The organism is Azospirillum rugosum (assembly GCF_017876155.1).
Lineage (GTDB): Bacteria > Pseudomonadota > Alphaproteobacteria > Azospirillales > Azospirillaceae > Azospirillum > Azospirillum rugosum.
Genome location: NZ_JAGINP010000014.1, coordinates 54025 through 66329, shown reverse-complemented (window position 1 = coordinate 66329; position 12305 = coordinate 54025). Strand labels below are relative to the sequence as shown.

The 12305-nt window shown below is 69.7% G+C and carries 12 protein-coding genes; 10 read left to right on the top strand and 2 right to left on the bottom strand.

The window, feature by feature from the left end; all coding sequences use genetic code 11:
* Nucleotides 1-35 precede the first annotated feature (35 nt).
* Nucleotides 36-794 carry a septum site-determining protein MinC gene (gene minC / locus J2851_RS19215; RefSeq protein WP_209768075.1) on the bottom strand — a complete coding sequence of 253 codons (759 nt, stop codon included), beginning with the start codon at nt 792-794 and terminating at the stop codon, nt 36-38.
* 907 nt (nt 795-1701) lie between these two features.
* Between minC and J2851_RS19210 the strand changes: the two genes are divergently transcribed.
* The 10 genes from J2851_RS19210 to J2851_RS19165 all read left to right on the top strand — a co-directional run bounded on the left by J2851_RS19210 (nt 1702) and on the right by J2851_RS19165 (nt 11583).
* Complete coding sequence (locus J2851_RS19210; protein WP_209768074.1) at nt 1702-2439, top strand: PhoH family protein; 738 nt, start codon at nt 1702-1704, stop codon at nt 2437-2439.
* A gap of 258 nt (nt 2440-2697) precedes the next feature.
* Nucleotides 2698-4863, top strand: a complete 2166-nt coding sequence (locus J2851_RS19205; RefSeq protein ID WP_307419927.1) for a bacteriohemerythrin — start codon at nt 2698-2700, stop codon at nt 4861-4863.
* Between the two features lie 88 nt (nt 4864-4951).
* Nucleotides 4952-5554: an SCO family protein gene (locus tag J2851_RS19200; RefSeq protein WP_209768072.1), complete on the top strand. Its 603-nt coding sequence runs from the start codon at nt 4952-4954 to the stop codon at nt 5552-5554.
* A 177-nt stretch (nt 5555-5731) separates the two neighbouring features.
* A complete protein-coding gene (locus J2851_RS19195; protein WP_209768070.1) occupies nt 5732-6094 on the top strand; it encodes an AtpZ/AtpI family protein in 363 nt (120 codons plus the stop codon).
* 12 nt (nt 6095-6106) lie between these two features.
* Complete coding sequence (locus J2851_RS19190) at nt 6107-6850, top strand: F0F1 ATP synthase subunit A (protein ID WP_209768068.1); 744 nt, start codon at nt 6107-6109, stop codon at nt 6848-6850.
* A 72-nt stretch (nt 6851-6922) separates the two neighbouring features.
* Nucleotides 6923-7147 (top strand): ATP synthase subunit C family protein, encoded by a 225-nt coding sequence (locus J2851_RS19185; protein ID WP_109120341.1) that lies wholly within the window; start codon nt 6923-6925, stop codon nt 7145-7147.
* Nucleotides 7148-7237: 90 nt separating this feature from the next.
* Nucleotides 7238-7885 carry a F0F1 ATP synthase subunit B family protein gene (locus J2851_RS19180; protein ID WP_209768066.1) on the top strand — a complete coding sequence of 216 codons (648 nt, stop codon included), beginning with the start codon at nt 7238-7240 and terminating at the stop codon, nt 7883-7885.
* The gene (locus J2851_RS19175) at nt 7885-8367 is read left to right on the top strand and encodes a F0F1 ATP synthase subunit B family protein (protein WP_246500781.1); all 483 of its coding nucleotides are present in this window, start codon (nt 7885-7887) and stop codon (nt 8365-8367) included. The genes J2851_RS19180 and J2851_RS19175 overlap by 1 nt, the downstream gene beginning before the upstream one ends.
* A gap of 115 nt (nt 8368-8482) precedes the next feature.
* Nucleotides 8483-9292 carry a DODA-type extradiol aromatic ring-opening family dioxygenase gene (locus J2851_RS19170; protein ID WP_209768064.1) on the top strand — a complete coding sequence of 270 codons (810 nt, stop codon included), beginning with the start codon at nt 8483-8485 and terminating at the stop codon, nt 9290-9292.
* A 197-nt stretch (nt 9293-9489) separates the two neighbouring features.
* Nucleotides 9490-11583 carry an ATP-binding protein gene (locus J2851_RS19165; protein WP_307419930.1) on the top strand — a complete coding sequence of 698 codons (2094 nt, stop codon included), beginning with the start codon at nt 9490-9492 and terminating at the stop codon, nt 11581-11583.
* 5 nt (nt 11584-11588) lie between these two features.
* On the opposite strand, the gene J2851_RS19160 is transcribed toward J2851_RS19165, so the two are convergent.
* Complete coding sequence (locus tag J2851_RS19160) at nt 11589-12287, bottom strand: class II aldolase/adducin family protein (RefSeq protein ID WP_209768063.1); 699 nt, start codon at nt 12285-12287, stop codon at nt 11589-11591.
* Nucleotides 12288-12305: the final 18 nt, after the last annotated feature.

The following is a 12305-nucleotide window of genomic DNA, read 5'->3' as shown; positions in this document are numbered from 1 at the left end:
CACATCTGGCACACACATCAGCCACGACCGGCCGGTCATAAGGGCTCCATGCGCAGGTAGCCGTCGCGCAGGAAGATCTGCACCGGCTTCTTCAGCACGTCGTCGCCGAAATCCTCGGCGACACGGTACAGCCCGGCGACCGAGACGACCTCCGCCTCCAGGCTGTGGCAGAAGATGCGCGCGTTGGTGTCGCCGGACACGCCGGCCAGCGCCCGACCGCGCAGCGCACCATAGACATGGATGTGGCCGTCGGCCACCACCTCGGCGCCCGGCGACACCGGGGCGGTGATGACCAGGTCCGTCTTCTCCGCGTAGATCTGCTGGCCGGACCGGACGGGTTCCGTCACCACCAGGGTCGCGCGGTAGATCGGCTCCGGCGGGGCGACCGGCTGCGCCGGGGCGGCGGGGTTGCCCGCCTGCGGCTCGGCGCCGCGCGCGGCGGCCTCCATCTTGGCGGCGCGGCCGGCGGGCATCGGCGTCAGCCCGGACGCCAGCGCGCCCTCCTGCACGGCGCGCGGACCGCCCTGGAAGCCGACCGGCAGCAGGTAGAGCGCGCGCAGGTTGGTCACCAGCGCCGCCACGTCGAAGCGCGGCGTCTCCTCGGTCAGCTCCTCGAAGTCGAGAACGACCGGCGCGTTCCGGAAAAAGTTCGGCGCCTGACGCACCTTGACGGAAAGCTGCGGAAAGAACTCCGGCGACGCCGGGTCGATCACCTTCAGCACCATCATGGTGAAGGAATTGCCACGCAACTGGAACGGAACGTCCCGTTCGGCTCCCTGCCTGGCGCTGTTCACCGCTGCCATCCTGATTGTGTCCCGCCGAATCCGTCTCGTCCGCCGTCTGGCTCCCATCGGCACAGCGCCAGGGCGGAAGGTCAACCCATCCGCGTTCTAGCGGCGCACACCCGGTCCGTTCAAGCACTTCCGGCCTGTGATGGAGTGACATCCGCCGGGCGCGCATCGGACACCGTGAATCGACGGTCCGCCGGACCGCCGCGACTATCCGAAAGAGCGTCCGGATGCCGTCCCAGATTGCGCCAATCTGTTGCGGCGGCCCCCCGACCCACCACAAAGTATGGTACCGGAAGAGATATTCACCGGCAAAGGGTTTCGTTGGCCTATGCCCTTTCGCCTCGGGCGCACCACAACGCCGCGCGGCACGCGCCGCGCTGGTTTTGCGCCGTTCGATTCAGGCGGGCCGATGCGCCCCGCGGACAGCGCCGCTCCCCTGCGACCACGCGTCGCGCCGCAGCAGCGCGAAAGGGTGCCCGGCGCCTGCGGGGCACCGCTTTCCGGTGCATCGCGTCCCATCGGGTACTCCCTTCGGGGCATCGGTGCCACCTGCGACTCTTCCACAACATCTTGTGTGAATCTTTTGCGACCCCCGCAATTTTCCCTGACGTCAAGCGTTACAACGGGTAAGGTTGACGTTGCGAGGTTCACCCATTGGCGAAGAGGTCTGCTTGCACCTTCCTTCGTTCATCCGCGTCCGATCGCCGTCGGCATTCGCATTGCCGGCACCCGCACCCGGGTCCGGCGGCTCGACGCGGCACCTCGCACCGGCAAGCCTGCTCCCGGCACATCTCCAGGCACACCCGTCGCCCTGCGACGTTTTGGACCTCCCGCTTGCGGGGGGTTTTTTTTGTGCCGGGTTCCCGTGCCCCGGGAGTGCCGCCCACCAACGTGACGTGAGGAGAGCGACATGGCCAAGCGCCAGAGCAAAGGCAGCGCTGTCACGACGACCGAGTCGAAGGTCCACCCGCTGTTCCCGGCCACCGGCTGGGATCCGCTGGGCGGGATGGAGCGCCGCGACCAGAGCTATCTCCGCAAGGTCAAGCCCCAGAGCCCCAACCAGGGAAGGCTGATGGAGGCGATCTCAGATCACAATCTGGTGGTGGCGCTGGGCCCGGCGGGCACCGGCAAGACCTATCTGGCCATCTCCTCCGCGGTCGAGGCGCTGGAGGGCGGCAAGGTCGACCGCATCGTGCTCTCCCGCCCGGCGGTGGAGGCCGGGGAGAGCCTGGGCTACCTGCCGGGCGACCTGCAGGAGAAGATGGCCCCCTTCCTGCGCCCGCTCTACGACGCGCTCAGCGAGCGGCTGGGCGCCAAGCGCCTGCGCACGCTGATGGCCGAAGGCACGATCGAGATCGCGCCCGTGGGCTTCATGCGCGGCCGCACGCTGAACAACGCCTTCGTGGTGATCGACGAGGCGCAGAACTGCACCTACGCCCAGATCAAGATGCTGCTGACCCGGCTCGGGTGGCATTCCACGATGGTGCTGACCGGCGACCCGGACCAGTCCGACCTGCTCGACAACCTGTCGGGGCTGGCCGACATCGCGCGCCGGCTGGAGGCGGTGGAGGGCATCGCGGTGGTCCGCCTGGGCGACACGGACATCGTGCGGCACCCGCTGGTCGCCAGCATGCTGACCGTGCTGTAAGCGCACGCGGTTCTTTTCTTTGACGGACAGGCGGCGGGAGGCTCCGGCCTCCCGCTTCGCCGTTCCGGCCGCCCTGCGCCGCCGCATTGCATCGGGCGCCCCGCCTGCGGCAATTTGCACCGTTGGTTGATGCGCCTTGACGGCGACGTCTCTTAGCGCGAGTCTGTGACAAAAAATTAACCGATCGGCGGAACGGACGATTTCCGTTCCGAACCGGTGCGCACGCGCGCCGGCACAACGACGCATCGGAAAGAATTCGTGACCGGAGGAGCGCAGGTGTTCGAGCGAATCAGCATCAGGGGGAAGATTTCCGTCATTCTCGGGGCGGCGGCCGTCGGCCTCGCCCTGGTCGCGGCCGCCAGCCTGTACAGTCTGCGCGCCGAAATGATGAAGGACCGGCAGGACAAGACGCGCAGCGTCGTCGAGGTCGCCCACGGCGTGCTGACCCATTTCGAGGCGATGGAGCGCTCAGGAGCGCTCAGCCGCGACGCCGCCCAGGCGGGGGCGAAGGAGGCGCTGCGCCGCCTGCGCTACGCCGGGGAGGAGTATTTCTTCGTCACCGACCTGACCCCGCGCATGATCATGCACCCGATCAAGCCGGAGATGGAGGGGCAGGATCTGGCGCGGGCCTCCGATCCCAACGGCAAGCTTCTGTTCATCGAATTCGCCCGCACGGTGAAGACCGCCGGGGCCGGCTTCGTCGATTACCTGTGGCCCAAGCCCGGATCGGCCGAGCCGGTGCCGAAGATCTCCTACGTGCGCGGGTTCGAGCCCTGGGGCTGGCTGATCGGGTCCGGCATCTACGTGGACGACGTCGGCGCCGCCTTCCGCGAGGCCGGGCTGGCGCTGGGCGGGCTGGGGCTGCTGATCGCGCTCGGCGCCGGCACCGTCGGGCTGCTGGTCAGCCGCGCCATCGTGCGCCCGCTGCGCGTGATGACCGGCGTGATGCGCGGCCTCGCCGACGGGGACACCGCCGCGGCGGTGCCCGGCACGGGGCGCGGCGACGAGATCGGCGTCATGGCGCGCACCGTCGAGGTGTTCCGGCAGAACCAGATCGAGCTGCGCCGCCACTGGGAACGTCAGCAGGTGGAGCACCGGGTGACCGAGCAGCGCGCCCGCGCGCTGGAACGGCTGACGGAGCGGTTCGACGCCACCGTGACGGCCATGGTCGACACCGTCGGCCGGGCCGTGCGCGCCCTGGAGGGCACCGCCCGGTCGCTGTCCAGCACCGCCGACCGCAACATGCGCGAGGCGGCCTCCGTCGCCGGGGCGTCGCAGCAGGCCTCCGTGAACGTGCAGACCGTCGCCTCGGCGGCGGAGCAGCTGAGCAGCGCCATCGCGGAGATCGGCACGCAGGTCACCGCCTCCTCCCGCATCTCCAACGAGGCGGTCGAAGCCTCCCGCGCGGCGAGCGAGCGAATCGACGGGCTCGGCCAGGCGGCGCAGAAGATCAACGAGGTCGCCGACCTGATCACCAGCATCGCCAGCCAGACCAACCTGCTGGCGCTCAACGCCACCATCGAGGCGGCGCGCGCCGGCGAGATGGGCAAGGGCTTCGCCGTGGTCGCCGGCGAGGTGAAGTCGCTGGCCGGCCAGACCGCCCGCGCCACGGAAGAGATCACCGAGCAGATCGCCGAGGTGCAGCAGGCCTCGCAGCAGGCGATTTTCACGATACGGGAAATCGCCAGCATCATCGCGCGCAGCGACGAGATCGGCACCTCCATCGCCGCGGCGGTGCAGCAGCAGGGGGCCGCGACCGGCGAGATCGCCCGCAGCGCCGGCGAAGCGGCGCTCGGCACCCAGCAAGTCTCCAGCAGCATCACCGAAGTATCCGCGTCGGCCCTGGAAACGGAAAAGGCCGCCAACGGCCTGCTGGACTCGGCGGAGTGCCTCGCCCGGCAGGCGGAATCGCTGCGCGGGCTGGTCGACGCGTTCCTGGTGAACGTCGCCGCGATCAACACGGTGGAGCTGGACAAACTGTTCGCCCCGGCCGGGGAGGAGGTGTTCATGCCCTGGTCGGACCAGCTGTCGGTCGGACAGGAGGACATCGACAACGACCACATGATCCTGGTCGCCCTGATCAACCGGGCGGCGGCGCGCATCCGCAACGGCGAGGTGCCGCACGCCGTCGGCGTCGCCATCGACCAGCTCGTCGCCTACACCGTCCTGCATTTCGAGCAGGAGGAGGCGGTCATGCAGCGCGCCGGCTATCCGGAATTCACCCAGCACAAGGCCCAGCACGACGCCCTGCGCAAGCGCGTGGGCGAGCTGAAGCGGCGCTTCGAAGCCGGCGAATCGTCGGTCGGCGACGACCTGCTGACCCTCTGCCGCGACTGGCTGTTCGAACACATCCAGCGCTTCGACAAGCGCATCGGCAACCATTTGGCCGGGCATCCCGCCGATCCGCAGCGCCGGGCGGCCTGAGCCCGCGACACCGCCAGGGGGGGCAAGGGCGCGCCCGCGCGCACTTCCCCCTTGACCGCGGCCTTGCGCGCCCCCATTCCAGGCGATCATGAAAGCCCGCATCCTCCGCATCGCCGCCGCCTCCGCCGTGGGGCTCCTGATCGCCGCCGGCATCGCCTGGTGGCAGGTCGACAACGCCGGGACCACGGTGCAAAGCAGCGTGCCGATTGGCGGGCCCTTCACCCTGGCCGACCAGGACGGCAAGACGGTCACCGACGCCGACTACCGGGGCAAGTTCCTGCTGATCTATTTCGGCTACACCTACTGCCCGGACGTCTGCCCGACGGAGCTGGGCACCATGGCCCGGGCGGTCGATCTGCTGGGGGCGCAGGGGGAGAAGGTGCAGCCCCTGTTCATCTCCGTGGACCCGGAGCGCGACACGGTGGCGCATCTGAAGGAGTATGTCCCCCTCTTCCACCCCCGCCTCGTCGGGCTGACCGGCACGCCGGAGCAGGTGAAGGCGGTGGCCAAGGAGTATCGCGTTTACTACGCGAAGGCGCCGCAGAAGGACGCCAAGCCCGACGAATACTTGATGGACCACTCCAGCTTTATTTACCTGATGGCCCCGGACGGGCGCTTCCTGGGGGTCTATCCGGCGGGCACGACGGCCGATCGGCTGGCCCAGGATCTGGGCACGCGGATCGCCGGCTGAGGCCGAGCGCGAGCGAAACCGTGCGCCGGTTCGCGGTAATACCAGGGCAAAACCGCGCTTTTGTTTTCATTTCAAGCACTTGTCTTGTGGGTTTTGCGACTTGACAGGGTTGAGCCCTGTCCGTATGGTCTCGCCGCTTTCGCGTGGCGGCGAGCCAACGGGGGAACACGAAGCGACATGAGCGACGAGAAGCCCCCACCTTCTCTGGAAGAGCTTGAAGCCCGGTTGAAGAAGGCGCGTGAAGGGCAGGAAACCAGCGGCGGACCGGGGAAGTACCACCGGATCCCGCAGTCTCCGCTCGGCATCGCCTTTCGCATCGGGACCGAGCTGGTGGCTGCCATGATCGTCGGCGTCGGCGGCGGGCTTCTGCTCGACCGCTGGCTCGGAACGGCGCCCTGGGGACTGATCGTCATGTTCTTCCTGGGGGCTGCGGCCGGAATTCTGAATGTCTACCGGGCCATCACCGGGCTCGGGTTCGCCCCCGGCTACGGCCGGACCCGTGAGGATGACAACGAGCGCCCCAACGGCGACGCACACTGAGCGAGGACGACCTTGGATCCGCTGCACCAGTTCCAGATCAACCCGATCCTCCAGATCGTGATCGCCGGGTATGACGTGTCCTTCACGAACTCGGCGCTGTTCATGGTCGTGGCGGTCGCGCTGATCTACGCGCTGCTCGTCTTCGGCATGTCTGGCCGCGCCCTGGTCCCGGGCCGCCTCCAGTCGGCCGCCGAGATGTTCTACGAGTTCGTCGCGAACATGGTTCGGGACAACGCGGGCCACGACGCCCGCCCCTACTTCCCGTTCGTCTTCGCGATCTTCATGTTCGTGCTGTTCGGCAACCTGGTCGGCATGATCCCGTTCACCTTCACCTTCACCAGCCACATCATCGTGACCTTCACGCTGGCGGCGACGGTGTTCGTGTTCGTGACCGTGCTGGCGCTGATGAAGCATGGCCTGCACTTCTTCAGCTTCTTCATGCCGCACGGTGCGCCCATCGCGCTCGCCCCGATCCTGATCCCGATCGAGGTGATCTCCTACCTGATGCGCCCGGTCAGCCTGTCGATCCGACTGTTCGCCAACATGATGGCCGGTCACACGATGCTGAAGGTGTTCGCGGGCTTCACGATCCTGATGATCAGCGGCCTCGGCGCCCTCGGCCTCTTCGTCGGGCTGGTTCCGATCGCGATCAACGTCGCGCTGACCGGCTTCGAGTTCCTGGTCGCGTTCCTGCAAGCCTACGTCTTCTCGATCCTGACCTGCCTGTACATCCGCGACGCGCTGGAACTGCACTAAGCACCGGCTCTGACACGGACGTTCCCTTCACCCTTTTCCCGCAGTTCACCCTTACCTAGAGGAATGAGTACCATGGAAGCTGAAGCCGCCAAGTTCGTCGGTGCCGGTCTGGCCGTTATCGCCCTCGCCGGCGTCGGCATGGGTATCGGCAACATCTTCTCGACCCTGATCGGTTCGATCGCCCGCAACCCGGCCGTCCAGCCGAAGGTCTTCCCGATCGGCATTCTGGGCTTCGCGCTGACGGAAGCCGTCGCGCTGTTCGCCCTGCTGATCGCCTTCCTGATCCTGTTCGCCTAAGGCCTGAGCGGACTTCACACTTTCGCTCTGTGACGCGGCGCCGGGCTCTCGAAGTTTCGGCGCCGCACTCTTGCCTAGGGGGACCGATCCATGCCGAACCTGTTGGCCAAGCGACGGCTGGTCCGCTGGTCGGGTGCTGCGGGCGCCTCGCTCGCCACTCTGACCGTGCTTGCCGGCAACGTCCTGGCGGCGACGGCGGAGCACGCTCCGGACGCCGCTGCCCATGGCGGCGAGCATGCCGGCGGCCTGCCGCAGCTCAATCCCGCCACCTTCCCCACCCAGATCTTCTGGCTGGCGCTGACCTTCATCACCCTCTACTACCTTCTGTCCAAGAAGGCGCTGCCGCGCGTGGCGGAAGTTCTGGAGGAGCGCCAGGAGCGCATCTCGCGCGACCTCAGCAAGGCCGCCTCGCTCAAGGAGGAGGCCGAGGCCGTCATGGCCCAGGTCGACACGTCCCTCGCCGGGGCCCGCTCCGAGGCCCAGGCCCTGATCGCCCAGGTCGCCGCCGAGATCGACGCCAACAACCAGGCCCGTCAGGCCAAGCTGAACGCCGACATCGCCGAACGTCTGCGCACCGCCGAGGCGAACATCGCCGCGGCCAAGGAGCAGGCGCTGGCCAACGTCCGTTCGGTCGCCGCCGACGTCGCCCGTGACGTGGCCGGCCGCGTGGCCGGCGTGGACATCGACACGGCCCAGGCCGAGGCGGCTGTCGCCGCCGTGATCGAGGAGCGCCGGTGATGTTCATGACCGCGGAATTCTGGGTTTTCGTCGCCTTCGTCATCTTCGTCGTGCTGGTGTGGAAGAAGGCGGCCGCCGCGATCACCGGCCTTCTCGACGCCCGCGCCGAGAAGATCCGTGCGGAGCTGGACGAGGCCCAGCGCCTGCGTGAGGACGCGCAGGCCCTGCTCGCCACCTACCAGCGCCGCCAGCGCGACGCGCTGCAGGAATCCGAGGCCATCATCGCCCACGCCCGGGAGGAGGCCGACCGTCTCCGCAACCAGGCCGGCGCCGACCTCGAATCCTCGCTGAAGCGCCGCGAGGCGCAGGCCATGGACCGCATCGCCCAGGCGGAAGCCGCCGCCCTGGCCGAGGTCCGCAACCTGACCGTCGACGTCGCCATGTCGGCCAGCCGCCGCATCCTGGAATCCGGCATCCAGCCGGCCCAGGCGGACAAGCTGATCGAACAGTCGATCGCCGAACTGCCGAAGCACCTGCACTGAGCAGCCCTGCCCCGGCATCGTTGCTCCCCGAGCAACGGAGTTTCGAAAAACCCCGGCCTTGGCGCCGGGGTTTTTCTTTGCTGAAATGGCGGCGTGCCTTCCGCGGAGCCCCGCCATGACCGCCCTCCCCTTCTCCACTGGGCCCTTTCCGAGCGTCTTCGTCTCCCACGGGGCTCCGACCCTGATCATCGAGGAGTCCGCCGGCCGCGACTTCCTGGCCGGGTTGGGCAAGACGCTCGGCAGGCCCAGCGCGGTGATCGCGGTGTCCGCCCATTGGACCACGCGGGTCCCGGCGATCAGCGGCGCCACGCGGCCGGAAACGGTGCACGACTTCTACGGCTTCCCACGGTCGCTCTACGCCATGCGCTACCCGGCCCCCGGCGCGACCGCCCTGGCGGATCGCGTGCGTGACTTGACCGGGGCGGTGGTCGACCCGGACCAGGGACTCGACCACGGGGCCTGGGTGCCGCTGATGCTCATGTACCCGGAGGCCGACATCCCGGTCGCCCAGTTCTCCGTGCAGCCGGGGCGGAGCGCCGCCGACCACGTCGCGCTGGGCCGCGCGCTGGCGCCGCTGCGGAAAGAGGGCGTGCTGGTGCTGGGCAGCGGCGGCGCGGTCCACAACCTCGGCGACTTCCGCTTCGGCCAGGAGGGCGCGTCTGCCTGGGCCACGCGCTTCGCCGACTGGCTGGACGGGGCGCTGATGGCGGGCGACGCCGACTCGATCGCCGACTGGAAGGCCCGCTGCCCGGAGGCGCGCGTCGCCCACCCCACGGACGAGCATTTCCTGCCGCTCCCCGTGGCGCTCGGGGCCGCTGGCCCGGCGGTGCACACGACGCGGCTGCACGCGGGATTCGAGCACGGCAGCATCGGCATGCACGCCTACGCGTTCCAAGACGCCGACAACAGCATTAACGAAGATTGAAACGCCGCGGACCGTTTGCACTTGTCTGTTTGCGGCCTCGCCGCACCAAGCTACAATCCGCGCCGTCCGCGCCGTGTCCCGGAAGGGTTGCGGCCGGGTCGTGTCAACGCCGGGCCTTAAACGGTCCGCATCCCTACGGCCGGATCCGTGCCCCAGCAGATTCAACCTCCTGTCCGGCCGCGCTTGCGGGTGACGGCGTGACCCAGACCGACACGTCGCCCGCCCCATCCCAGATCCGCGCCCCGCGCCTCGCCTCTGGTGATGCCGATTCCGGCGACGCCCGGGCCGCGCGCCCCAACCTCCTCGCCCGCCTGCGCGACCTTCCGGTCGGCACGCGGGTCGGACTCGGCTTCGGGGTGGCCTTCGCCCTGGTCGTGGCGCTGGCGCTGGTCGGCGTGGCCTCGCTCTACGGCGTGTCGCGATCCGTCGGCGGGTTCTCCGTCTACGCCGACGCCTCGCAGGCGGCGGCCGACCTCGACATCGGGCTGCGCGACCTGGAGGTCGCCGTGCGCGACCATCTGGCCGACGGCGACGGCCAAAGCCTGCAGGACGCCCGCCTGCGCCGCGACGGGGTGCAGGACAAGATCACCACCCTGGCCGGCCTGGTCGGCAGCCCGGCCGACCGCAAAGCGGTGGACGAGGCACGGCGGGCGCTCGACGCCTACTGGACCGGCTTCGAGCGGCTGGTCGCGCTGCGCGCCGACCGCGCCCGGGTCATGGACGACGCGCTGGAACCGCAGGTCGCGCTGATCCGCCAGGGCCTCGCCCGGCTGAAGGACGCCGGCGGGGTCGATTCGGCGGCGCTGGCCAGCGACGCGACCGTCTCCGTCCTGCTGATGCAGGACCACCTCTCCCGCTTCATCGACCGGCGCGACGACCGCGACGCCCTGCGCATGCGCGTCGAGTTGGGCGCGGCGCGCAACCGGCTGGCGGAGATGAACCGCTATCTCTGGGTCCCCGGCACCCGCCAGACCATCGACGAGGTGGAGGCGACCCTGGCTGGCGTCGGCGGCGCCCTCGACCGCATCGAAAAGGCCCTGGTCGAGGAGGACGCCCTGCGCGCCGACACGCTGGCGCCCAACGCCGCCGCCATCGCCGCCCAGGCCGCGGAGGTGCGCCAGCGCAACGACGCCGGCGCCGCGGGCCTGCGCGGCGGCCTGACCGCCGAGGCGTGGCGCACCGTGAAGATCGCCGCCTGGGTTGGCCTGTTCGTGCTCGCCGCGGGGGCGCTCCTGGTCTGGGTCATTACGCGCAGCGTCGGCCGGCCGGTCGGCGCCCTGGCCGACGCCGTGACCGCGCTCGCCGCCGGCCGGACCGACGTCGCCCTTCCCGCCGCGACCGGCAAGGACGAGATCGCCGCCATGGCCCGCGCGGTCGATGTCCTGCGCGCCAATACGGTGGAGATGGAGCGGCTGAAGCGCGAGGCCGCGGAGATGCACGGCCAGGCCCTGCGCGACAAGGAGCGCGCCGAGACCGCCAGCCAGGCCAAGACCAACGCGCTGGTCAACGTCGGCCACGAGCTGCACGGGCCGCTCAGCGACATCGTCACCGCCAGCCAGTCGCTGATGGGCGAGCTGCACCGGCTGGGCGCCGGCGAGCTGGCCAACGACGTCGAGCAGATCCAGTGGACCGGCGAGCAGCTGGTGACCCTGGTGGACGCCATCCTCGACTACGCGAAGATCGAGGCGGGCACCATGGACGTGGTCCTGCAGGACTTCGACGTGAACCGCCTGCTGGTGGAGGTGCGCGAACGGGTGATGCCGGCGGCCGACCTGCACGGCAACGAGGTGCTTCTGCGGGCGGACCCGGCGCTGGGCCAGATGTATTCGGACTTCACCAAGGTCCGCCAGGCCCTGCTCAACCTGCTCGACAACGCCTGCAAGTTCACCCAGGGCGGCACCGTCACCCTGTCGGCGGAGCGGTTCGAGCGCGACGGCGCCCAGTGGCTGCGCTACAGCGTCGCCGACACCGGCACCGGCTTCCCGACCGCCCAGACCGGCCGCCTGTTCCAGCCCTTCGTCCAGGGCGGCCCGGCCGGTTCCACGGCCAAGCGCCGCGGCGCCGGGCTCGGCCTGACGCTGGTCGGGCACTACGCCGCGATGCTCGGCGGCGACATCGAGGTGGCGAGCGAGCCCGGCCAGGGCACGCGCATCACCCTGTCCCTGCCCGCGTACTATCAGCCCAGCGACGAAGAGCGCCCGCTCCAGGTCAGCACGACGGCGGGCGGGGAGTCGAAGCGCCCGCTGTTGACCATCGGGACGCTGAGGCCGATGGCGCGGATCGCGCCGTAACGCCGTCAGGCTTGGCGCGGCCTTGCCGTGTCCTCCGGCGCGGCGTCCGGCTCCGGCGACTGCCCGTACTTCATGCGGCGCATCTTTTCGGCGACGCGCGCGATCTCGTCCGGCGGCAGGATGACCGGCTCGCCCAGCTGGTGGGCGTAGAGATACTGGCGGGCCAGCGTCTCCACCTCCACCGCCAGCGCCAGCGCGGCCTTCACCGTCTTGCCCAGCACGATCATGCCGTGGTTGGCGAGCAGGCAGGCCAGCCGCCCCTCCAGCGCCGCGACCGCGTTGTCCGACAGTTCCTGCGTCCCGAAGGTGGCGTAGGGGGCGCAGCGGATCGAATCGCCGCCGGCCAGCGCCACCATGTAGTGGAAGCTCGGGATGCCGCGCCCGTGCACGGCCAGCGCCGTGGCGAAGGTGGAGTGGGCGTGCAGCACGACGTCGACGTCCGGCCGCGCCTTCAGGATGTCGCGGTGGAAGCGCCATTCCGACGAGGGCCGGCGGGCGCCGAGGTAGGTGCCGTCGAAGCCCATCTCCACCACGTCGGCCGGCTCCATCTCGTCGTAGGGCAGGCTGCTGGGCGTGATCAGGAAGCCACCCTCCACCCGCACCGACAGGTTGCCGGACGACCCCTGGTTGATCCCCGTCTGGTTCATGGCGAGGCAGGTCGCGACGATGGACTGGCGCTGCGGGAGATGGGAAAGGCTGGTCATCGCGGCGAGGACTCCGTG

Coding starts and splice junctions, on each gene's coding strand:
- J2851_RS19170 (WP_209768064.1), top strand. CDS start 8,483: ATGACCGCCCTCCCCTTCTCCACTGGGCCCTTTCCGAGCGTCTTCGTC.
- J2851_RS19195 (WP_209768070.1), top strand. CDS start 5,732: ATGAGCGACGAGAAGCCCCCACCTTCTCTGGAAGAGCTTGAAGCCCGG.
- J2851_RS19175 (WP_246500781.1), top strand. CDS start 7,885: ATGTTCATGACCGCGGAATTCTGGGTTTTCGTCGCCTTCGTCATCTTC.
- J2851_RS19200 (WP_209768072.1), top strand. CDS start 4,952: ATGAAAGCCCGCATCCTCCGCATCGCCGCCGCCTCCGCCGTGGGGCTC.
- J2851_RS19210 (WP_209768074.1), top strand. CDS start 1,702: ATGGCCAAGCGCCAGAGCAAAGGCAGCGCTGTCACGACGACCGAGTCG.
- J2851_RS19180 (WP_209768066.1), top strand. CDS start 7,238: ATGCCGAACCTGTTGGCCAAGCGACGGCTGGTCCGCTGGTCGGGTGCT.
- J2851_RS19160 (WP_209768063.1), bottom strand. CDS start 12,287: ATGACCAGCCTTTCCCATCTCCCGCAGCGCCAGTCCATCGTCGCGACC.
- J2851_RS19185 (WP_109120341.1), top strand. CDS start 6,923: ATGGAAGCTGAAGCCGCCAAGTTCGTCGGTGCCGGTCTGGCCGTTATC.